The sequence below is a fragment of the Exiguobacterium sp. s129 genome, assembly GCF_018617585.1.
In the GTDB taxonomy this organism is placed as follows: domain Bacteria; phylum Bacillota; class Bacilli; order Exiguobacteriales; family Exiguobacteriaceae; genus Exiguobacterium; species Exiguobacterium aestuarii_A.
The window spans coordinates 218,688-240,788 of record NZ_JACSKL010000002.1; the positions used below are offsets into that span (position 1 = coordinate 218,688).

Consider the following 22,101-nt stretch of genomic DNA (forward strand, 5'->3'; position numbering starts at 1 on the left):
TCATATCTTTTTGAAAATGGCATCAAAATCAGCACGCCAATAGTTAACTAACCAGTCGTTGTATTTATGATATAAAGGGACTAATGGTTCAACTTCATTTGAACTTATGGTACAACCTCGATCATCATACATATGAAAAACGATGTTCTTTTCAGTGCTTATAAAGTATACCGTTTGTCCAATCGAAGGTTCTCTTCCTTGCTCGTAATTTCCTATACCTCTAAGGATTTTCTCGTAAGAGATTGACTTTATCTGCGAGGATACAAATTTCGCTTTATATTCATGTTTGATTTCTATAATTTCCCCTGTTTTTTCGTCTATATCTTCATCTAATTCGAATAACGTTTCTTCTTCAATCTGTTGCTTCATGAATAAAGCATACAAATATTCGGGAGTGGTATTCCCGAACATGATGTCCTCTGTTTCGTTCCAATCCTTGATAAAGACATGGATGTAATCATCAGATTGAAACACTTCCTCGAACAATGTTGTCACTCTTTTTACCACCTGCTCTATTCTCTCATCCGTTCCGTTTTTATACGGTTCGCCGAGTTCGAATCTTAGATGGACTTCTCCAGATAGGTTTGGAAAATGATTATCTATGTACTTCATTATTTCTTCTTTCACATCATCACCTCATCTTGAACATTTGATACAATCCAAAATCACAAGACCTTCTTTCATAAAAAAGAGACCTGAACATCAGGTCTCTTGAATCTACATATACGTTTCAATTTGCCGTCTTGAGTGAACGTTTCGATGAAGTCCACGTGCCACGGCTAGGGCTCTCCACAAGATTATTGTACTCAAGCACGTTCAAATCACGTTGCACAGTGCGCGACGTAATGCCGAACTCTTCTACTAGTTCTGAAGTGGTAACTGTCTCCCTTTCATTGATGAACAAATAAATGGACTTGATGCGCGTTAACATCCGATCTGTTGAGCCTTTCATTGGATAACCTCCCAATGTGTAGAATAATGATAAACCATACCTACAGACGACAAAATGAAATATAAAATTGTTATTTTCTAAAATTACACCTTTAGTATACCGCTCCTGTACAAAAATGCAAGCAGAAAGCACGAACAATCTGTTTGTAAAGATTTGATTATGAACGTAAATGTCGAATGAAGATTGTTTTTTTGTGTTTAAAGCGAGGTCAAACACGAACGAAAAAAACTTTTCTAAATGAATGTTCGTCTTTCATTCATTTGGATATACTAGTAAGGGAGAGAACATTCGCAAAAGGGGAGATGAACATGAATTGGAGACAAGAAGTCGACAATCGTAAAGATGCATTTTTAGAAGATTTAAAAGGATTACTACAAATCCCTAGCGTGCTCGATGAATCAAAAGCCGCACCGAACATGCCATTCGGGCCAGAGGTTCGAAAAGCGCTCGATTACATGTTTGAGCTTGGTGAGCGAGATGGCTTTAAAACGAAGGACGTCGGTGGATATGCGGGACACTTGGAGTATGGGGATGGTGAGGATATCGTCGGAATCTTATGTCACCTTGATGTCGTCCCTGCAGGTGAAGGATGGACGTATGGTGCGTTCAATCCGACGATTACATCGGACGGAAAAATCGTCGCTCGCGGAAGCAATGATGATAAAGGACCATCGATGGCTGCATACTATGGTTTACGCATCGTCAAAGAGCTCGGGTTACCGCTCTCGAAACGTGTCCGCCTGATCGCAGGTTGTGACGAGGAGAGCGAATGGCGCTGTGTCCGCGAATACTTTAAACAAGAACAGATGCCGACATACGGCTTTGCACCAGACGCAGACTTCCCGATCATCAACGCAGAGAAAGGGCTATATGACGGTGTGTTGACACAACTTCCGATTCAACGGGCACCAGAGTCGGCGTACCACCTCCTATCGTTCACGAGTGGGGAGCGTCCGAACATGGTTCCGGACTTCGCGAAAGCTGAATTGAAGACAGACGAGGTACTCGAAGAAAAGTTCGAGGCTTATCTTGAAAAATATGAAGCAGACGGGACATGCGTGTATGACCGTGGGACATATACGTTCACGATGAAAGGGAAAGCGGCACACGCGATGGAACCGGATAACGGGATCAACGCGGCATACGTCCTCGCTGGATTCTTGTTGCACCTTCCTCTCGATATTCAAGGGGAACGCTATATTGAACTCGTTCGTCATGTGTTTGCCGATTCTCGCGGGATTTCACTCGGGATTGAGGCGAGTGACGAGACAGGTGATTTGACGATCAACGGTGGTGTGTTCCGCTATCACGAAGATGAGCGCACGGCTACGGTCAATATTCGATACCCTTATACGGCGAAGTTTGAAGAGCGGTTGCAAAACCTACGTGAAATCGCGTTGTCGCTCGGTTTCGAATTGAAGACGCGTCAACATATGCCACCGCATCACGTGGCTGAAGATCATCCGCTCGTGAAGACGCTCGCTAGTGTGTACGAACGTCAGACGGGGGAGCATGCGAACTTGATGGCAATCGGTGGGGGAACTTACGCCCGTTCACTCGAGGCGGGTGTCGCATTCGGTGCATTGTTCCCAGGCGCTAAAGATGTGGCGCATCAGGTCGATGAATACATGGAGATAGAAGATTTATTACGCGCTGCAGCGATTTATGCTGAAGCGATTTACGAGCTCGCTAAATAAGAACCGTGGAGAGCTGACTGATGTAGTCGGCTCTCTGTCCTTTAGGAAGGAAGTTATCATTGAATTCGCAAAAAAGATTGTTTCAATCTGTATATGTCGCCATTTTCTTCGCACAAGGGGCATTGATCCCTTACATGGCTCTATATTTTTCACAAGATCAATTCGGACTGAGTCCTAGTCAGGTCGGAAATATCGTGGCCATTCTTCCCATTCTTTCGATTGGTGTACAACCACTTTGGGGAATGTTGACCGACCGCACCGGGCGGGTGAAGGCGTGGCTCATGTTAGCGATGTTAAGCGCAGCCCTCATTTCGTTTACATTTTTAGTGGCGACTTCATATGTATGGATTGTGATGCTCATGGTGATTTGGTCTGTATTCCAATGTGCACACATTCCGCTCGTCGATATGATGACACTCGACTATACGACACGTTCAAAAGTGGATTATGGAGCGATTCGTTTGTATGGGTCGGCAGGTTTTGCCATCGCGGTGTTTGCGATGGGGTGGATTTCCGATACGACGTGGGGACTTGCTAGTACGTTCGTATTAAGTGCCGTCCTACTGATCCTCGGAAGTGTGTTCGTCCGAATGATTCCGGAAAAGAGCTCGATTCGTGACGTCACGTTAGCTCCGATCTCATGGACAGCTGTATGGAATAAGTCCTTCTTATTCTTTCTGCTCGGGGGCATGCTCGTCTTCGGACCAATTTATGCGAACAACTATTATTTTGGATTGTACGTGACAAGTAGCGGGGGATCGACGACGCTCGTCGGAACACTATTCCTCGTCGCGGTTTTGTTTGAAATTCCCTTCATGAAAGTGGCATCACAATTTGTAGAACGCTTCGGCAGTGTCCCGGTACTCGTCGGGGCGGCACTCATCTCGGCCATGCGAAATGGAATCCTTGCATTAGAGCCGCCCATTTGGGTCGTTTGGCTTCTGGCGATCGCACAAGGTCTCGTCGTCGGACTTTTAATCCCGGTCGCGCTTCAGTTCGTCCGGAAACTTGTCGACCGTCAAGTCTCTTCAACGGCAATCGGTGTTTACATGGCGTTGACTTCAGGACTTGCGACAGCGGGATTCAACAAGTTGAGTGGTACAATCATCGAACTCGATGACATCATCGGCGTATTTTGGATGTATACGATTGTCACGGCAATCGGGGCAGTGATTTGGATTGGACTGTCACGTCGCGCACTGAAAGGATGAATCAGATGAGCACGCATTATTTTATTGCGATTCCAATCGAAGCGGCCGAACTCGCCGCTGTGCAACAAGCCATCTTACCGTATTACTCGTATCGGCGAATTTATCGACCGGACGAGTTTCATTTGACGATACAATTTTTAGGGGGGATCGATGGTGAAGAGCTGGATGAAGTGAAAGAAATCACTAGAAGAATCAGTCAAGAAACCCTTCCGTTCACGTTGACGTTTCATGCCATCGACCATTTCGGGAGAGCGGACCGTCCACGCGTGTTGACGATTGTACCTGATGCGTCAGATGCTCTTCAGCGATTTGCGACGGACCTTCGTCAAGAGCTCGTCGCAATGATTCCAAGGTTAGACCGAAAAACGTTCGTCCCTCATGTCACTCTCGCAAAAAAGTGGGACAAAGGGGAACGGATTGCTTACGTGCCACCCGAGTTCAACGTGACCGAGTCGGTGGAAGAAGTGATCCTGTATGAAGTGCAGCCGAATCAGACTCCGTCCTATAGGGCGATTGAAGTATTTCCGTTAAGACGGCCAGAGGAGGACATATGGCAATCCCGGTTAAAATTTTTGACGTAATCTCAAAATATGAACGTGATGTATTAGATCAATACAATCGCTATTTAGAATATGTAGAAACCGATACGGCCCGACTGCAGCGTCTTCATGAAAACAATCGACTGAGTCCGGTCGAAATACTTGAGATCGACCGGCCGTGGTGGAAATTTTGGGCGAAGTCGGAACGGATTGAACTAGAACCGAAACCACTCGCCGAATCACAGTATCAGAAATTACTTCGAGAGCGCCGACACATTCAAAAACTGCAATTTGCTTGTGAAGGGGTGCTTGAGGCAGATTTACCACATTTGGCATTCACGAGAGATTTTGCATATCGCGTGATGCGTTCCGAATGGAATGAACGACACTTCTTCTTTTATCGTCCCGTCATTGAGTGGAACGGTGCGACCGTTGAATTAAGTCATGTCCTTGTCGGTCCGACTCATCTCTATATCGTAGAGTGGCTCGAGGGAGACCGAAGCATCTATCACATATCGAAAGAGAAGACGTGGGTTCATCAACCGCTGAAAGGGGAAAATACTCGTGTAGTGAACCCGCTCATTGCGTTGACACGCACCGAAGAACTTGTTCGACAAATTGTACCGAACTATGCGGGTGTCCTTCAAAAAGTCGTCATTGCAGCAGATGGTTATTTTGATAATGTTCCGAGCGTTCGAACGACGCATTATGTGGGACGAAATGAGTATAAAGAATGGATGAAACAAGTGAATGGGCGCGCACCGATTGTAAAAGCGCAGCAAGTTCGCGATGTCGCTACATTGTTAGAAGTGACAGCCAAGATGCCGTTTCGTCAATTTATGGATCAGTGATTGAGAGGAAGGGACGCATATGCATCATACACCAGATCAAAAGACGGCCTCGCATGTAACGATTGAGAGCGCGTCTTTCGTATCATTTGAGACCATACAACTTGAGATTGTGCGCGAATATGAATCCGTTCCAGTACAAATTGAACAGAATGGACGCCCGATCGACTACATGGTCGAACAACAACATGTGACCGAATCAGGGATGATTGAACAAATTCTGCGACTATATGAACCTATTTCTTTAGAGATGATGTATACGGTGTTTCATCCGGGACAAAAGACGACGGTCATCGTTCCACGAGAAATTGTACGCTCCGAAGAGTTCGAGCGTCGGTTCTCATATGATGGACCACTCGGTGTGTCATTTACACCACACGGGATGGAAGTGACCGTATGGTCGCCTGTCGCACTCTCGATGTGGATTACCGTCCATGACGACATGAACCACCGTGAACTCGAACGCTTCCATATGCATCGCGGTTCTCGCGGGGAATGGAATGGAGAAGTGCCAAAAGCGTTCGAAGGGATGCTATATCGTTTAGAAGTAAAGACGCCCGTCGATACAAGACAAGTCGTTGACCCTTATGCGAGAGCCGTTAGCTTGAATGGAGAGTACGGGGTATTGATGGATGTGGAACGATTTGTGAATGAACAAGTCGAACAAGCTCCGCGTCCACCTCTTTGGAAAGCGACCGATGCCGTCATTTATGAACTGCACATCCGAGACTTTACAAGCCACCCCTCATCGTTGAGCCAACTGAAAGGTCTATATGGAGGGGTGAGCGAAAAGGGAGTTCAGACGAAAGGCGGTCACAGTGCAGGACTTGATTATATAAAAGAACTTGGTGTGACCCATGTCCAATTGTTACCCGTTCATGATTTTGGAAGTGTCGATGAAGCGACACGCATGCCGTATAACTGGGGTTACGATCCGATTCATTGGTTCAGCCTTGAAGGAAGTTACGCCTCTAGCCCGGATGTACCGATGAGTCGGGTATTCGAGTACGCGTCACTTGTCGCGGATCTTCACCAGTCAGGTCTTCGTGTCGTCACAGACGTCGTGATGAATCACATCTATATTCGTGAACATTCACCGCTCGAGGCCCTCGTCCCTTATTATTATTTTCGGTATGAGCATGACGGGACGGTCGCAAACGGGACCGGTGTCGGAAACGATACAGCATCGGAACGTTATATGATGCGGCGAATGATTGTCGACTTCGTCTCATACTTTGCGACAACTTATCGAGTGGACGGATTCCGTTTCGACTTGATGGGAATCCATGACGTCGAGACGATGAATCAGGTACGAGCCGCCCTTGATAAAGTTGACCCGTCCATCCTTGTGTATGGAGAAGGGTGGGACTTGGCGACACCGCTCGGGCAGTCCTTAAAGGCGACTTCGCAAAATGCAGCCCGAATGCCTCGTATCGGACACTTTAACGATATGATTCGAGATGCCCTAAAAGGTTCGACCTTCAATGACCGAGAACGTGGATTCATTTCAGGAAATGAGTGGCGAGAATGGGAGCTCCGTGAATGTCTGACTGGGGCCGTCCATATACCGAACGTGACGGTCGGACGTTTCCCGAGTCCGACGTATTCAATCAACTATGCCGAAGCCCATGACAATTATACGATTTATGACAAATTACAGTTGTCGTGTGAAGGGGTTGATGAAGCGACTCGCCTCGCAATGCAGCGGCTCGCCAATGCGGTCGTCATCACGTCTCAAGGGATTCCGTTTATCCATGCGGGTCAAGAGTTCGGTCGAACGAAGCATGGCGTAGAGAATAGCTATAATTCACCAGACCACATCAATCACTTCGATTGGGACTTACGCGATGCACGAATCAGTGAGATCGAGTATGTGAAGACGCTTTTGAAACTGCGACGACTGCATACGTGTTTCCGTTACGATTCACGTCAAGAAGTCATCGACCATTTCACATTCCTGCCGTCGCCGCCTGGCGTCATCATTTATGAACTGACGGCGAGCCACTCGTATGACGCTTGGCAGCGGGTACGCGTATATATTAATGGAACGTTCGAAAAACTGTCATTCGAAAGCGATGCGAAATGGAACGTCTACGTTCAGGGGGAGACTGCCAGCCTCATCCCAATCGAAAGAAACCCGTCACACATTCAAGTCGAGTCGTTGTCAATGACGATTCTCGCGTGTTAAGATGTTGATTGTATCTCTTTAATTTCAAGTAAGATTTGAGCGTGATGAATATGTATTCAGATATAGTCGGTGCGCTCGGTAAAGAGTGGACAGTCGCTTCTGCCGGAGGTATTACAGGCGAAGCGTATGTAGCGACGACGCGCCAACAGAAGATTTTTGTGAAACGGAACTCTTCTCCATTCTTGGCGATTCTTTCAGCGGAAGGAATTGTTCCGAAACTTCTTTGGACAAAGCGGATGTTTAACGGGGACGTATTAAGTGCCCAACAATTTATTGAAAGCCGCGAACTTTCACCAGAAGATATGAAGCGACCAGATGTCGCGGCACAACTCGGAAAGATTCATGATTCGAAAGAGCTATTATTCATGTTACAACAATTAAATCACACACCGGTGACGCCGCACTTGTTGCTTCATCAGTGTGAGGCATACGAACAAGATGAGACGGATCCTACGATTGGAGAGGCGATTCAATGGTTAAAACACCATTTGCCTAAAGTCGACGAGCAAGAGTTCGTCGTATGCCACTCTGATTTAAATCACAACAATTGGATTGAAGATGAAAACGGTCTTCTCTATTTGACGGATTGGGACGATGCGATTATCGCGGACCGTGCCTTTGATTTGGCTATGGTAGTCTATAGCTATGTCGAAGAGACGGAATGGGAGCGTTGGTTCACGCATTATGGGGTCGAAATTTCGAGTGAGCTTCATAATCGAATGCATTGGTATGCGATTGCCCAAACGATTTTAACGATTTATGGGGAACGAAACGATGCAGCACGAACAGAAGGTTTTCATGTACTGCGCGAATTGATCGATGAGGCGTATGAACGAATCAATTAAAAGGGATGGCTGAGTGCCACCCCTTTTTGAATGTGTTTAGATGTCGTCTGGATTCATGAAGTAAGCCCAAACGAACGTTGCGATGACGCCTGCGAAAAACGTAAGTGGAGCCGCATAAAAAATTAAGAATTGATCTAATGTACTCATTGTATCTAACCTCCTTGTGAAGGATGATTCACGTTCATTAAACTATGATTTCGTGTATAATCGCAAGAGGACTGCTCGTACGGAACGTGCATATTCCCATTAAACTTGAACATTTGATGAACGAAAGGTAGGATTTTCATGCGTTTACGACATAAGCCTTGGGCAAAAGAATATATGGAAGCTCAAGAACACGTATTTATTCAACATCCTGAACAATTAAAAGGGAAGTGGGACGCCGAGTTCGGCAATGACCACCCACTCTTTATCGAGGTCGGTTCAGGGAAAGGACAATTCATTTTAGGGATGGCGAAACAGCACCCGGACGTGAACTTTATCGCAATCGAACTATTTGAAAGCGTAGCTGTCTCAATCGTTCAAAAGCTCGTTGAGACGCCGATGCCGAACGTGAGAGTACTGACGGTTGATGCGAAGCGACTCGTCGAATACTTCGAAGCTGGAGAAGTCGACCGCGTCTACTTAAACTTCTCAGACCCGTGGCCGAAAACACGCCATGCGAAACGTCGCTTGACGTACAAGACATTTTTAGCGACATATGAAGCGATTCTTCCGAAAGCAGGGGAGATTCATTTCAAGACAGACAACCGCGGACTCTTTGAATATTCTCTTCAAAGCATGAGTCAATACGGGATGTTCTTCACAGAAATTTCACTTGATTTGCATGTAAATGAACCGGAAGATAATATTCGAACAGAGTATGAAGAGCGCTTCAGTGCGCTGGGTCAGCCGATTTATCGAATGGAAGCTGTATTCCGTCCGAAAAATTGACACGCTTTTTTCTTATTTTAATAGTATTTTCTTCACACTTTTTTCTTTCTTCTTGGTACAATAGGAATGACGCTAAACTGGAATAAGAGAAGGGGGAACATGGGGATGTTGAAAAAAGCATGGGCAAGCCTGCTTGCAGTAATCTTCATTCTAACAATCGCACCAATGAATACCTCAGCGAACGAAGCGTTCTTAGACGCACTCGAAGAGGATTTGAAAGCGACGCATTACGATTATAAAGAAGGAACAGCTGAAATCATCAAAGAAGAGACGCTTCGCCATTCAAATGGCAACGAAGTGATCGCGGCTGTCGTAGAACTCGATACGATTCGTGATGGGATCTTCATCACACGTAAAACCGAGTACCATTACTTTGATGCGACAGACAACAAAATCCTTTCATCAGCAGACCTCGTAGAAGTTGAAGGAGCAGCCGAATTCGCAGATGCGAACATCGATATGCTCGGTCATGAAATTGTCTACTGGTTGCCGGTATTGGTATTGCTTCTATTGATTGCGATTCCAGCACTCATTTTGTTCTTGGTCGTACCACGTTTCTATTCAACAAGCTCATATATGAATGCCGTATATGAAAAGAATGACAACCCACGTTAAGACATAAAAGCACCCCGTTCTTCTGAACGGGGTGCTTTTTCATTGTTGCTTCAACTGTTCGACGATATCTGTGAGAGACATGTCGTTTCCTGAGGAAACCGAAGCGATGAATGCACTTTCGACAATCGGACCGTCGAAAAATGCGACCTCTTTACTTCCTTCGTACATGTCGATGGCAAGTTCGGCGTTCATCGTCGCCGAACCGATATCGCTGAGAAGAAGCGCTTCCCCTTCGACTTGGTCGAGTGCCTCCAAGATGCGCGTGACGTCTGTTCCAATCGAACCGTCTTCGAGACCGCCGGCTAGATGGATGGGGACGGATGGCGCCATCTCTTTCATGAGATCTTGGATCCCTTCCGCAATTTTTGCACTGTGCGAGACGATAATCAATTCGACGATGTCAATCGACCTCCTTCATAATCGCGGCTAACAGAATCGAACTGGAGAGGGCACCCGGGTCGACCGTCCCACGCGAATTTTCACCGAAGTAGGAAGCTCGACCTTTCGTTGCCACCATATCTTCCGTTTTTTGCACAAGTTCGTCTAACTGTTGTTTGTAGTTGTCCCCTTGTTTCACATGTTCGAGGAACGGGTCCCAAACGTCGACCATCGTTTTCTGACCGACTTCTGACTTTCCACGCGCTTTAATCGAATCGGAACCTTCTTGGAGTGCTTCTTTGAGAAGGTCAAAGTCAGCTTCGGTCGCATCCCCGAACTTGGTCGCCATCTTGACGAAAGCAGAACCATATAATGGACCAGCCGCACCGCCTACTTTCGACATCAGAGTCATGCCTACTTTTTTACTGAGCGCACCGAGAGAGTCATACTCCTCATCTAAAATGGAAGAGACCGCGTCGAAACCACGGGACATGTTAATCCCGTGATCTCCGTCCCCGATGGCACGGTCTAAATCTGTCAGTGTGTCTTTTTGGTCTTCAATCCCGACTTGTGTGTCGCGTAACGCTTGCTTCATCCGATCAATCGTCAACATAAAACAAACACCTCATTCATCAAAGTTTAAATCCAAGTGCTTCCGATGGAGCATCTAGATAAGTGGTCATCTCATCATCAAGCGGTAACAGGGTAATCGAGAATCCGTGCATCTCGAGTGACGTCATGTAGTTGCCGACATATTTCCGTTTCAACGTATATCCAGCAGCTTCGAGTTTTTGCGCGACGAAATGATATGTCACATATAGTTCGGACAATGGAGTCCCGCCCATTCCATTTACCATGACGGCGACTTCGCCAGGCTCAACTTCTTTTTTCAAATGACTGAGAAGATCATCGACGATTTGGTCGACATCGCTCGTTGGTTTACGTTCGACACCGCGCTCCCCGTGAATCCCAATCCCGATTTCCATCTCTTCCTCGTTCAAGTCAAAACCAGGCTTTCCACTCACTGGCATGTAGCAAGGCTCTACCGCCATCCCCATTGAGCGGACGTGTGATGCGACTTTTTCCGCAATCGATTTAACTTCCTCAAGTGATTTACCGCTTGCTGCAGCGGCACCTGCGATTTTATGAACGAAGACGGTACCGGCAACACCACGACGGTCTTCCTTGTTTGAAATCGCGACGTCATCAGCGACGACAACATGGTCGACTTTAATCCCGTCTCCTTCAGCCAATTCGGCGGCGAGTTCGAAGTTCATGACATCCCCCGAATAATTTTTGACGATCAACAAGACACCGTTGCCACCGTCAGCTGCTTTGATTCCTTCAAGCACCATGTCCGGAGTAGGGGATGTGAAGACTTCCCCGCAAACTGCCGCATCGAGCATGCCGTCTCCGACATAACCGGCGTGTGCCGGTTCGTGTCCGCTACCACCACCCGAGACGAGGCCGACCTTACCGGATTTTGCACCGTTCGCCCGACAGATGACATTGAATCCTTCGACACGACCGTACAGTTCAGGATGGGCATGGACCATTCCTTCTACCATTTGCGATACGAGTTCACTTGCCTCACCGATTAGCTTTTTCACGCGAGATCACTCCTTTTTTAAATTGAAAACTACCAATTTCAATTTTCCACTCTTTCGCTGTAACTAAACAAAAAAACCGACGAATCATTCGTCGGTTTCGTGTCATGCATATTCGAGTAAAGCGCCAGTCTCAGAGTCGACTGTGAACTCATACGTTTTTTCTTCGTCGTTCTCAAGAACCGAGATTCCACCTTTGTAGACATCGTATTCACGACCGTCATACGTGTAAATCTCAGGTGATGCAGAAATCCATGCCCCTTGGACATGACCTTTCGCTGAGAAAGCACGTTTTGTGTACTCCAACGCGTTTTCTGCAGATAAGCTACGTTCATCTAAAGCCTTTTTCGTCATAAGTGCGGCAATGACGGCAACCCCGATTCCAATAAACCAATACCTTTTTTTCATATGACTACCTCCCCTTGAACTATGGCTATCATGTACATCGTACCAAAACCTGTACCCGAATGGAATGAAAAGCATTCGCATCCTATCAAAACTTTTGTATATAATGAGACAAGAACGGTTAAGAAGGGATGATAAAAGATGGATCAAAAGACGAGAGACTTATTCAAGACGTTAACAGAACTACCGGGAGCTCCGGGGTTCGAGTCAGAAGTTCGTCAGTTCGTACGTGAACGAATTGAACCGCACTCAGATGAAATCGTCACGGATGGCATCGGATCAATTTTTGGGAAACGTGTCGGGTACGAAGCGGGACCTAAAGTAATGGTAGCCGGTCACATGGATGAGGTTGCCTTCATGGTGACACGCATCACGGAGAATGGCATGTTATACATACAACCGCTTGGCGGATGGTGGAGCCAAGTGCTCATGGCACAACGTTTTGACATCATCACTTCGAACGGGAAAATCCCAGGCGTCGTCGCTTCGACACCGCCTCACTTACTTGGACCAGATGCGATGAGTAAACCGATGGACATCAAACAAATGTTCATCGATATCGGTGCGGATTCAAAAGAAGAAGCAGAATCATGGGGAGTGCGTCCGGGTGTTCCTGCAGTACCATCGAGCGCATTTACACCACTTCATCACCCGAAAAAAATTATGGCGAAAGCATGGGACAACCGTTACGGTGTCGGTCTTGCTGTCGAATTGTTAGAAGAGACGACAAAAGCAGACCACCCGAACATCTTGTTCTCGGGTGCTACCGTACAAGAAGAAGTTGGATTACGTGGAGCGCAGACGGCATCTGAATTGATTCAGCCAGACGTGGCACTCGTACTCGATGCTTCACCGGCGAACGATGCATCTGGAAGTAAAACGGAGTTTGGACAACTCGGTGAGGGTGCCTTGATTCGAATTTTAGACCGGGTCATGGTCATGTCGCCTGAAATGCGTGACTTCTTGCTCGACACGGCTTCTGATGAAAATATTAAGACGCAGTATTTCGTCTCTCCAGGCGGTACGGATGCTGGACGCGTGCATATGAGTGGAGAAGGTGTACCGACAGCCGTTATCGGTGTCGCATCACGCTACATCCATACACATGCTTCGATTCTTCATACAGACGACTACGATGCGGCGAAAGCGTTACTGAAAGCGTTGGTCAAACGACTTGACCGTTCGACTCTTGAAACACTCCGTCCGTCTCGCTAAACGTACATGCCGTTCACTCATATTTTTGAGTGGACGGTTTTTTTTATGTAGATGTTCTTGCTATTTCAAGAAAACACCTTATACTGATAGAGGTGTTTATACATGTTATTTACTTATGTAAAGACACCTGTATGATTGTAAGGAGGATCTCACATGTTCAAGAAAAAAGGAATCTCACTTAGCCCGTCTGTTTATTTTGTGACGGCACTTAGTTATATGGCATTAGGGTTGTTCAGTACATTGATTATCGGCTTGATTATGAAGACGATTGGTGGTCAGCTTGAAGGGACCGCTCTTGCGGGAATAAGCGCGACGCTCGTTCAAATTGGGGACGTGGCGATGAGCCTGACGGGTCCAGCTATCGGGATTGCGATTGCTTATGCCCTTGAGGCGCCGCCTCTTATTCTATTTTCTGCACTCGTTGTCGGGACGTTCGGATATGAGTTTGGACCTGCCGGTAGTTACGTCGCCACGCTTTTAGCCGTTGAGGTATCAAAACTTGTATCGAAATCGACGAAGCTTGATATTTTGGTGACGCCATTTACGACAATCGCAGTCGGTTTCTTCACAGCGACATATATCGGAAAATATGTGGGGATGTTCATGACGCAGCTCGGTAGTTGGATTGAGTGGGGGACGGAGCAACAACCATTGTTCATGGGAGTCGTCGTAGCGACACTCATGGGATTGGCATTGACTGCGCCAATTTCGAGTGCGGCCATCGCTTTGATGCTTGGGTTGAATGGTATTGCGGCTGGTGCCGCGACGGTCGGATGTGCAGCTCAAATGATTGGGTTTGCGATTACGAGTTATCGCGATAACGGAGTCGGCGGAGCGATTGCGCAAGGAATCGGTACGTCGATGCTCCAAGTCGGGAACATCGTGAAAAATCCGTGGATTCTTTTACCCCCTACATTAGCTGGGGCTGTCCTCGCACCAATTGCGATTCTATTGTTTGAATTAGAAAGTGTGGCAGCCGGGGCAGGGATGGGGACGAGTGGACTCGTCGGACCGATTGTCATGCTTGAAACGATGGGCTTTAGTTGGTACACATTTATCATTGTCCTCGGCTTCCTAGTCATTGGACCTGCTCTGTTAAGTTATGCGGTCTATGCTGTATTGAGAAGGACTGGACGCATTCAGCCGAACGATATGAAAATTGACTATTAAAAAAAGGCGCCGTTTGAAGCAAACGGCGCCTTTTCGTGTCATCCGATACCGAATAAGACTTTGACAGAATCAACCGTTTCGCGAGGGACACGGAAGCTGATGAGGAACAGTAGAAGGACGATCACATAAATCGGGATCAAATATCGTTTTCGTACAATCGGTAAATGACGGGCGAGTTGCTTGAGCCACTTTTCGAGGACATAAATGACGGCGAAGCCCACAACAAGCCAAATCAAGATCTCGAGTCTCGTTTTATCGGTATCAATAAATAAATATCCATATCGCAAAATGGCGAGCATCCCAAAGACACCGACCATCTGTTCGAGCGGATGTTTCATTTCAGGATTCAATTTTTCTCGTGTCAATTTCATATGGTTTCACCTGTTTCAACTAGTTTCGGCTTTGATTATAACAAACAGCAGAGCAGAATGTGTGACAGGACTTATGCTATTATAAGTGAGGAAAAAGCAAACAGGAGTGGTTAATCATGAAACAACTATCAACAATGGCAGAATATACAGAAGCAAAAGAATCAAAAAGTATTTTCATGTTCTCGGCAACATGGTGTGGAGATTGCCGTTTCCTCGACCCGTTCATGCCTGAAATCGAACAGAAATTTGAAGACTGGACGTTTTATTACGTCGACCGTGATGAGTTTATGGAACTCGCGCAAGAGCTCGATATTTTTGGTATCCCAAGCTTTGTCGCCTTTGAAAATGGAAAGGAAATCGATCGCTATGTCGGTCGCGAACGGAAGACACCGGAACAGGTCGAAGCATTTTTGAATGGATTAGGGTGACCCTATATGGAACGGAATGAGTTAAGACGTTATTTAGAAGCGAATTTCAAAGAGGACTATCGCACATCTTATGACCGCGAGAATGAGGTGTTGCGCGTCGAACGGAAAGCTGATCGCTTTGGTGTGAATATTCGACTCGCACCAATCGTCGCGAAAGCGAAAACGCGGGGCAAAGTGGCAGTCGATGAAGTCATCGAATATATTGAGTCGGCAATGAAGGCGGATGATCAGATCTCACTCGCTGGAAAATTAGATGCCATCTATCCGGTCATTCGTTCGAACTCGTTTGCAAAGACGACGAAAAGTGGGGAGCCGCTTATTTTCAGTCCGCATACGGCGGAGACTGCCATCTTTTACGCGCTCGATCGCGGGAATGGCTATCGTTTGATCGAGGAGAAGCATGTGTCCGGTGATTTGACGCTTGAAACGATTGAGCGCATCGCCCGGGAAAATGTCAAAAAACTTCCGACCGAGATGAAACAAGATGAAGTTGCCGGCAACCCATTCTACTTTTTATCGACACGAGACGGCTACGAGGCATCGCGCATTTTAAACGATGATTTTCTTCGAATGATGGAGCGCCGAGTTGAAGGGGATATGCTCGTCGGTGTACCGCATCAAGATGTGATGATCATCGCCGATATCCGAAACGACCAAGGGTATGATGCGATGCAACAATTGATGTTTGACTTCTTTACGAATGGTCGTGTCCCAGTGACTGCACTCGCCTTTCATTATGAGGCAGGGCAACTTGAACCGATTTTTATTGTCGGAAAAAAGACCCCGCCATCGAACACATAATCTGATAAAATAAGTGAGATGAGTTTGAAAGAAGGGACGTAGGAACGTATGCAAATGAATGTGTTTTATAACCGAGAAGGAATCGGCGATGTACTCATGGTGTTACTAAAAGAGGGAGAACGTCACCATCAATCTGTAGAACGAACAGGTGACGTTGCCATCGTCAAATCTGAAGATGGAACCGTTAACGGATACAATTTGTTTCAAGCAAGTAAGCACTTTGACGTCACAGGTTGGAACGGTCCAGTTGATTTGACAACGGAATTAGTTGAACAGGTACAAGCTGTCTTGAAGGAACATGGAATTGACGAAGACTTCTCATGGGTAGATGTGACACCGAAGTTTGTCGTCGGTTATGTGGAAAGTGCGGAAAAACATCCGGATGCTGATAAGTTATCCGTTTGCCAAGTTCAAATCGATCAAGGCACGGTTCAAATCGTATGTGGCGCACCAAACGTCGCGACTGGCCAAAAGGTAGTCGTAGCCAAACCAGGAGCGGTCATGCCGACCGGTTTGATTATTCGACCATCGGCACTTCGCGGAGAGAGCTCGCATGGCATGATTTGCTCGGCGCGTGAATTAAATCTTCCGAATGCCCCGCAAGAAAAAGGGATTTTAGTATTAGATAACGAATATGAAGTAGGTACAGCATTTGAAATCGGTCGCTAAACTCGACCGATTTTTTGTTAAATATGGATTGAGTGAAAAAGCGAGGAATCAAGTATGGATGCATATGAACGTTCATTGAAACAACAAGCAGATCGAATCAAACGAGAGCTGTCGAGAGAAGGACAGCCGGTCTCACCACCCCCGAAGGTAGATATCACCGATGAATTCATTCCGACTGATGTTCCTTCACCTATTTACGGATATGCCCGTCCAAAACCAAAAATTGTTCTACCGGTCGAGCATTCTCCTGAAACGAGAGAACCGTTCGAAATGAGCACAGAGTCTGATGTGGTTCTGCCAGAAGAGTCACTTCAAGATGAAGAGGCCACAAGCACTACTAGTCCTGAAATAGACGTAGAGCATGTTGAAGACATTTCCGGGGAAACAACCGAAGAAGAAAAATCGATTCTCGGTCAGGTTTCGATTCTAGATAACGGTTTTTCGTCCGTCTTTATGCAATCGACGGATTTATCCCGCTCGAAAAAAGAAGAGGTTGTAGAAGTTCATCATAGTGCAGCGCCAGATGAAAGTTTAGACATCGACGGATCTGTGGAACAAATCGGGGAATCGATTGAGCAGATTGCAGAAAAATTACAAACGCCATCTGAACAAGAAGAATTACCGGCTGACACCGAATTGACACCGGCTGTTCAAGTTTCGTTTAAAGCCGACCAACCGCCTGTAAACGTGATGATGACGCCAAAAGATCGCATGGCGATGTACCGTAGCCGACGACTTGCGCAAAAAAACAATAATCTGTAATAGCACGACTCAGTGAGTTTTGCTATAATGACAAAGGTTTGTCGCATTTTGACGAGCCGCAATGAATTAGGGGGGCTATTTACAGATGAACCGTTATCACTTCGTCGGAATTAAAGGAACGGGCATGAGTCCTTTAGCTCAAATTTTATTTGATATGAATAATGAGGTCCGTGGATCGGACGTTGAAAAAGCATTTTTTACAGAAGAAGCATTGAAACGAAAAGGGATTGAAATTTTGCCATTCGACCCTGAAAATATTTCTGAAGATCAAATCGTCGTACAAGGAAATGCGTTCAGCGACGATCATCCAGAAATCGTACGCGCGCGTGAACTCGGATTGACGATTTATAAGTACTACGAGTTTTTAGGTGAGCTCGCGAACCATTACACAAGTGTCGCCATCACAGGGTCACATGGTAAAACATCGACTACAGGCTTGCTTGCACACGTCATGCGTGGAATCGAACCGACATCATTCTTAATCGGTGATGGAACAGGTGAAGGTGTTGCCGATTCGAAGAACTTTGTCTTCGAAGCTTGCGAATATAAGCGTCACTTCTTATATTACCGTCCAGACTATGCCATCATGACGAATATCGACTTTGACCATTCAGATTACTTCTCTGGTTTAGACGATGTCATCGATGCATTCCAGGAGATGGCAAAACAAGTGAAGAAAGGAATCATTGCTTGTGGCGATGATGAGAATCTTCAGCACATTCAAGCGAACGTTCCACTCGTTTATTACGGGTTTGGGACGCATAACGATTTCCGTGCAGAAAACGTTACGTCGACAGAGAACGGAACGACGTTCGATGTCTTTTTACGTGATGATTTCTACGGAACGTTCCGCATTCCTGGATACGGCGACCATAGCGTGTTGAACGCACTTGCTGTCATCGCTACGTGTGATTACGAGAACTTACCGAAAGAGTTGGTGAAAGAGCGTCTTGCATCATTCAACGGGGTGAAGCGTCGTTTTAGTGAATCAACGCTTAACAATCAAATACTCGTTGACGATTACGCACACCACCCACGTGAGATTAGTGCAACGGTCGAAGCAGCTCGGAAGAAGTATGGAGAACGGGAAGTCGTTGCGATTTTCCAACCACATACGTACACACGTCTTAAATCATTCATGGATGACTTTGCAACAGCATTGGCTGAAGCAGATACGGTCTATCTTTGTGATATCTTCGGTTCAGCCCGTGAACAAGAAGGGACTGTCACAATCGAGGACCTTCAATCACGCATCGACGGTGCGCATATTTTGAAACGTGGTGGTACGAGCGTCTTACGCAATCATGACAAGGCAGTACTGTTGTTCATGGGTGCAGGTGACATCCAAACGTATCAACGTGAATATGAAGAAATCGTAAAACTTGAAGCATAAGACGGGGGAGGGACGAATGTCTCTCCTTTTTTATGTTTAGCCAACCAAAATCTCGGTAATAGTAGTATCGATGAATATGACAAAGGAGATGTTTGGAATGGCTAGTCAAGGTGCACTCAACACGTTAAACAAGGAAGTCGCAAACTATGGGTTACTGTTTGTGAAACTGCATAATTATCATTGGTACATTAGCGGTCCTCACTTCTTTACGTATCATGAGAAACTCGAAGAGCTCTATAACTTAGTGGCGGAACTCTACGATGACGTAGCGGAAAGACTTCTTATGAATGACGGTGAACCGTTTGCGACGATGAAAGAGTATTTGGAGCACTCGACGCTGACAGAAGGTGATCGTCATGCGGAAACGGATCAGATGATTAAAGATATCATCAACGACTTCAAACAAATTCGCCAAGAGATGCAAGATGCGATGGAAAACTTTGAAGACGGGGATGAAGCGATTGAAGATACGTTCGTCTCTCATATCGAGCGACTCGAAAAAGAAATTTGGATGATGTCTGCCGCACTCGGTAAAAAAACAAAATTGTAACCACAAAAATGGTGCGCCTTCGACAGGCGCACCATTTTAGATTATTTCAAGTTTTCGGGATTGAGTGGAAGCAACGCATCGATGACGAAACGTCCGTCTTTACGAATGAGGACATCATCGAACCAGATCTCACCACCGCCATAATCCGGGCGTTGGATGTTGACGAGGTCCCAGTGAACTGACGAATTATTGCCATTATAGGCATCGTCATACGCTTGACCTGGCGTGAAGTGGAAGCTGCCGTCAATTTTCTCATCGAAGAGGATATCTTTCATCGGATGTTGAATGTATGGGTTCACACCGATTGCGAACTCACCGACGTAACGAGCTCCTTCATCTGTATTGAATACTTCATTGATTCGTTCTGTATCATTGGCCGTCGCGTCCACGATTTTGCCGTCTTTGAACGTCAACTTCACATTCTCGAACGTGAATCCTTGGTATGGAGATGGAGTGTTGTACGTGATTACGCCATTGACCGAATCTTTTACCGGTGCCGTAAACACTTCACCGTCTGGAATGTTCATTTGACCAGAGCACTTGATTGCCGGAATATCTTTAATAGAGAACGAGAGGTCCGTTCCTGGTCCTTTCAATGTGACACGGTCCGTCTTGTTCATCAATTCGACTAATCCGTCCATTGCACGGTCCATTTTGCCGTAGTCGAGTGTACATACATTGAAGTAGAAGTCTTCGAACGCTTCGGTTGATTTACCTGCCAATTGTGCCATTGATGGAGAAGGGTAACGAAGTACGACCCATTTCGTCCCTTTGACGCGGTCTTCCGTGTGCATTTTACCGAGTGTGGCACCGACGAATTTTTGTTGCTCACTCGGCACATCAGAGAGTTCGTTAATGTTATCACCGGCACGTAAGCCGATGTAAGCATCCATTGCCTGCATCTGTTTCCGTTCGATGTCAGCCATGAGTTCGAGTTGCTCACGACTTGCTCCCGTATACAATTTACGTAAGATGCGGCTTTCTTTCAACAAGACGAATGGGTGTCCGCCGGCCTCATATGCTTTTTCGACGAGTGCCTCGACGAGCGATTCCTCTACGCCAAAATTCTCAATCAGTACTTTTTCCCCCGGTTGTAACTTGACGGAATAATTGATTAAACCGTCTGCTAATTGTGTAATTCTTGGATCTCTCACACGACCACCCCTAATTATTTTTATGAATTTCTATTTTAGTGTAATCGAAAACATAAAAACGGGTAAAGGAATAATCAGACCGAATGGCGAAAACGGTTGTAGCAAATCTTTTCAGTCATAATGGTGCTATAATGAAACAAGAAACGATTGAATAGGAGGAATGGATTGAATGGAGATCACATTAGGAGGCATCGCTGGCCTGATTGCGGCCCTCGCGTTTGTCGTACTCGTCATCTTCTTGGCACGTGTCTTATCGAAAGTAAACCGTACACTCGGTAGCGTCGCCAATACGACAGAAAACTTAGAACGCCAGCTCGACGGAATCACAATGGAAGTGACGGCGCTCTTACATAAGACGAACCGTCTCGTTGACAACGTGGAAGAAAAAACAGAGTTGCTCGCACCTGTTGCCCATGCACTCGATGAATTAGGTACATCACTGAACGAAGTAACTGAATCGGTCCGTACCGTCTCAACTTCTGTCCACTCGGCAGCGGATGAAAACAAAGAACAGATTGCTCAAGCGGTTCGATGGGGATCGGTCGCGGTAGAACTGTTCAAGAAAAACAAACCAGAATCATCAACTACGAAAGAACGTCCACGTCGTCGCACGCGACGTGAAAAGAAAGAGGAAGCACCTGTATCGCCCGACATGATTAACACGGACGATACAATCAAATAACGATACATCGGGGAGGAACTCACACATGACAGACCAAAAACAACCAACAGAACAGAATCAATCAAGTAGTGGATTTTTGACGGGTGTCATTCTCGGAGGGATCGTCGGAGCGGCTGTCGCACTATTGACATCACCGAAAAGCGGACGGGAAGTAAGAACATACCTAGACGAAAAGACATCTACATCGCGTGAACGATTGACTGTCAAATCGAAGGAAATGCGTGAAAAGGCAGAGCCAGTCGTCGGGGAATGGATTAAAGTGGCGAGTGATAAAGCGGCACCGGTCCTCAATATCGTGAAAGATAAGGCGCGTGAAGCGGCCGAATTGAAACAACAGATGGACGAGGATGACCTCTCAATCGAAGAAGCGATGGAGAAAGCGGATCAACTTGTCGCAGAAGCGGAATCCGAAGTGAAAGAACAGATGGACCGCGCGGCTGAAGAAGAGACGACGGACTCATCACTTGAATCTGAGTCGGACGATACGCTCGAAGCACCTGTCAATGAGATGCTCGATGATGAGTCGAAAGAAGAACTCAATGATTTGAAGAAAGACCTTAAAAAAGAAGAATGATGTAAAAGGACCGAACGCATTCGGTCCTTTTTTGGTGATTTTGTGACGTAGAAGGTTTCCTTATGACAAAGCGCACAAAGTTCGATATAATTAGGTTTCTGGAAAGAACGGCTT

At 46.3% G+C, this 22,101-nt stretch carries 27 protein-coding genes; 18 read left to right on the plus strand and 9 right to left on the minus strand.

The genetic code is table 11. From position 1 onward, the window contains the following. Positions 1 to 627 carry a DUF3885 domain-containing protein gene (locus KNO92_RS03540; RefSeq protein ID WP_214693353.1) on the minus strand — a complete coding sequence of 209 codons (627 nt, stop codon included), beginning with the start codon at positions 625 to 627 and terminating at the stop codon, positions 1 to 3. 103 nt (positions 628 to 730) lie between these two features. Next, on the minus strand, positions 731 to 952 hold the full coding sequence (locus KNO92_RS03545; RefSeq protein ID WP_074033475.1) for a DeoR family transcriptional regulator: 222 nt from the start codon (positions 950 to 952) through the stop codon (positions 731 to 733). Between the two features lie 308 nt (positions 953 to 1,260). On the opposite strand from KNO92_RS03545, the gene pepV reads away from it, so the two are divergent. From pepV to KNO92_RS03575, 6 genes are read left to right on the plus strand one after another with little or no spacing between them, the layout of a single operon-like run. Next, on the plus strand, positions 1,261 to 2,649 hold the full coding sequence (gene pepV / locus KNO92_RS03550; RefSeq protein WP_371743045.1) for a dipeptidase PepV: 1,389 nt from the start codon (positions 1,261 to 1,263) through the stop codon (positions 2,647 to 2,649). 59 nt (positions 2,650 to 2,708) lie between these two features. Further along, entirely contained in the window at positions 2,709 to 3,860 is a 1,152-nt protein-coding gene (locus KNO92_RS03555; protein ID WP_214760133.1) for an MFS transporter, read from the plus strand. A 5-nt stretch (positions 3,861 to 3,865) separates the two neighbouring features. Then, entirely contained in the window at positions 3,866 to 4,441 is a 576-nt protein-coding gene (thpR, locus tag KNO92_RS03560; RefSeq protein WP_214760134.1) for an RNA 2',3'-cyclic phosphodiesterase, read from the plus strand. Then, positions 4,411 to 5,250, plus strand: coding sequence for an NERD domain-containing protein (locus tag KNO92_RS03565; RefSeq protein WP_214693346.1), 840 nt, complete (start codon positions 4,411 to 4,413; stop codon positions 5,248 to 5,250). The genes thpR and KNO92_RS03565 overlap by 31 nt, the downstream gene beginning before the upstream one ends. Positions 5,251 to 5,269: 19 nt before the next feature. Next, positions 5,270 to 7,435 carry a type I pullulanase gene (pulA, locus tag KNO92_RS03570; protein ID WP_214693344.1) on the plus strand — a complete coding sequence of 722 codons (2,166 nt, stop codon included), beginning with the start codon at positions 5,270 to 5,272 and terminating at the stop codon, positions 7,433 to 7,435. A 50-nt stretch (positions 7,436 to 7,485) separates the two neighbouring features. Continuing rightward, positions 7,486 to 8,280, plus strand: a complete 795-nt coding sequence (locus KNO92_RS03575; protein ID WP_214693342.1) for a phosphotransferase family protein — start codon at positions 7,486 to 7,488, stop codon at positions 8,278 to 8,280. A 36-nt stretch (positions 8,281 to 8,316) separates the two neighbouring features. On the opposite strand, the gene KNO92_RS15010 is transcribed toward KNO92_RS03575, so the two are convergent. After that, positions 8,317 to 8,427, minus strand: a complete 111-nt coding sequence (locus KNO92_RS15010) for a hypothetical protein (RefSeq protein WP_012726769.1) — start codon at positions 8,425 to 8,427, stop codon at positions 8,317 to 8,319. 138 nt (positions 8,428 to 8,565) lie between these two features. On the opposite strand from KNO92_RS15010, the gene trmB reads away from it, so the two are divergent. Next, on the plus strand, positions 8,566 to 9,213 hold the full coding sequence (gene trmB / locus KNO92_RS03580; protein ID WP_074033469.1) for a tRNA (guanosine(46)-N7)-methyltransferase TrmB: 648 nt from the start codon (positions 8,566 to 8,568) through the stop codon (positions 9,211 to 9,213). A 105-nt stretch (positions 9,214 to 9,318) separates the two neighbouring features. After that, complete coding sequence (locus tag KNO92_RS03585) at positions 9,319 to 9,828, plus strand: hypothetical protein (protein ID WP_251126055.1); 510 nt, start codon at positions 9,319 to 9,321, stop codon at positions 9,826 to 9,828. Between the two features lie 39 nt (positions 9,829 to 9,867). On the opposite strand, the gene dhaM is transcribed toward KNO92_RS03585, so the two are convergent. From dhaM to KNO92_RS03605, 4 genes are all read right to left on the minus strand, one after another. Continuing rightward, positions 9,868 to 10,218, minus strand: a complete 351-nt coding sequence (dhaM, locus tag KNO92_RS03590) for a dihydroxyacetone kinase phosphoryl donor subunit DhaM (RefSeq protein WP_256441180.1) — start codon at positions 10,216 to 10,218, stop codon at positions 9,868 to 9,870. Between the two features lie 10 nt (positions 10,219 to 10,228). After that, the gene (dhaL, locus tag KNO92_RS03595; protein ID WP_214760135.1) at positions 10,229 to 10,819 is read right to left on the minus strand and encodes a dihydroxyacetone kinase subunit DhaL; all 591 of its coding nucleotides are present in this window, start codon (positions 10,817 to 10,819) and stop codon (positions 10,229 to 10,231) included. Between the two features lie 19 nt (positions 10,820 to 10,838). Continuing rightward, entirely contained in the window at positions 10,839 to 11,816 is a 978-nt protein-coding gene (gene dhaK / locus KNO92_RS03600; RefSeq protein ID WP_214693331.1) for a dihydroxyacetone kinase subunit DhaK, read from the minus strand. 102 nt (positions 11,817 to 11,918) lie between these two features. Next, on the minus strand, positions 11,919 to 12,221 hold the full coding sequence (locus tag KNO92_RS03605) for a PepSY domain-containing protein (protein WP_012726763.1): 303 nt from the start codon (positions 12,219 to 12,221) through the stop codon (positions 11,919 to 11,921). 138 nt (positions 12,222 to 12,359) lie between these two features. Between KNO92_RS03605 and KNO92_RS03610 the strand changes: the two genes are divergently transcribed. Together KNO92_RS03610 and KNO92_RS03615 are read left to right on the plus strand one after the other, a co-directional pair. Beyond that, a complete protein-coding gene (locus KNO92_RS03610) occupies positions 12,360 to 13,433 on the plus strand; it encodes a M42 family metallopeptidase (protein WP_214693329.1) in 1,074 nt (357 codons plus the stop codon). A gap of 153 nt (positions 13,434 to 13,586) precedes the next feature. Continuing rightward, on the plus strand, positions 13,587 to 14,603 hold the full coding sequence (locus KNO92_RS03615) for a PTS sugar transporter subunit IIC (protein ID WP_214693327.1): 1,017 nt from the start codon (positions 13,587 to 13,589) through the stop codon (positions 14,601 to 14,603). Between the two features lie 38 nt (positions 14,604 to 14,641). Here KNO92_RS03615 and KNO92_RS03620 read toward each other — a convergent pair whose 3' ends face one another. Continuing rightward, positions 14,642 to 14,974, minus strand: coding sequence for a hypothetical protein (locus KNO92_RS03620; protein ID WP_214693325.1), 333 nt, complete (start codon positions 14,972 to 14,974; stop codon positions 14,642 to 14,644). A 116-nt stretch (positions 14,975 to 15,090) separates the two neighbouring features. Here KNO92_RS03620 and KNO92_RS03625 point away from each other — a divergent pair, with 116 nt between their 5' ends. The 6 genes from KNO92_RS03625 (at position 15,091) to KNO92_RS03650 (ending at position 19,577) form a co-directional block, all read left to right on the plus strand. Beyond that, positions 15,091 to 15,402, plus strand: coding sequence for a thioredoxin family protein (locus KNO92_RS03625; protein WP_074033461.1), 312 nt, complete (start codon positions 15,091 to 15,093; stop codon positions 15,400 to 15,402). Between the two features lie 6 nt (positions 15,403 to 15,408). Then, positions 15,409 to 16,203 (plus strand): DUF1444 family protein, encoded by a 795-nt coding sequence (locus tag KNO92_RS03630; protein WP_214693323.1) that lies wholly within the window; start codon positions 15,409 to 15,411, stop codon positions 16,201 to 16,203. A 54-nt stretch (positions 16,204 to 16,257) separates the two neighbouring features. Beyond that, the gene (ytpR, locus tag KNO92_RS03635; RefSeq protein ID WP_214693316.1) at positions 16,258 to 16,872 is read left to right on the plus strand and encodes a YtpR family tRNA-binding protein; all 615 of its coding nucleotides are present in this window, start codon (positions 16,258 to 16,260) and stop codon (positions 16,870 to 16,872) included. A 54-nt stretch (positions 16,873 to 16,926) separates the two neighbouring features. Beyond that, entirely contained in the window at positions 16,927 to 17,634 is a 708-nt protein-coding gene (locus KNO92_RS03640) for a hypothetical protein (protein ID WP_214693314.1), read from the plus strand. An 85-nt stretch (positions 17,635 to 17,719) separates the two neighbouring features. Then, positions 17,720 to 19,027, plus strand: a complete 1,308-nt coding sequence (murC, locus tag KNO92_RS03645; RefSeq protein ID WP_214693311.1) for a UDP-N-acetylmuramate--L-alanine ligase — start codon at positions 17,720 to 17,722, stop codon at positions 19,025 to 19,027. A 97-nt stretch (positions 19,028 to 19,124) separates the two neighbouring features. Beyond that, positions 19,125 to 19,577: a Dps family protein gene (locus KNO92_RS03650; protein ID WP_214693309.1), complete on the plus strand. Its 453-nt coding sequence runs from the start codon at positions 19,125 to 19,127 to the stop codon at positions 19,575 to 19,577. A 41-nt stretch (positions 19,578 to 19,618) separates the two neighbouring features. On the opposite strand, the gene KNO92_RS03655 is transcribed toward KNO92_RS03650, so the two are convergent. After that, a complete protein-coding gene (locus KNO92_RS03655) occupies positions 19,619 to 20,731 on the minus strand; it encodes an aminopeptidase (protein ID WP_214693307.1) in 1,113 nt (370 codons plus the stop codon). Between the two features lie 169 nt (positions 20,732 to 20,900). On the opposite strand from KNO92_RS03655, the gene KNO92_RS03660 reads away from it, so the two are divergent. Both KNO92_RS03660 and KNO92_RS03665 read left to right on the plus strand, forming a co-directional pair. Next, positions 20,901 to 21,413: a DUF948 domain-containing protein gene (locus tag KNO92_RS03660; protein WP_214693305.1), complete on the plus strand. Its 513-nt coding sequence runs from the start codon at positions 20,901 to 20,903 to the stop codon at positions 21,411 to 21,413. Positions 21,414 to 21,438: 25 nt separating this feature from the next. Continuing rightward, positions 21,439 to 21,987 (plus strand): YtxH domain-containing protein, encoded by a 549-nt coding sequence (locus KNO92_RS03665; protein ID WP_214760136.1) that lies wholly within the window; start codon positions 21,439 to 21,441, stop codon positions 21,985 to 21,987. The last annotated feature ends 114 nt before the right edge of the window (positions 21,988 to 22,101 follow it).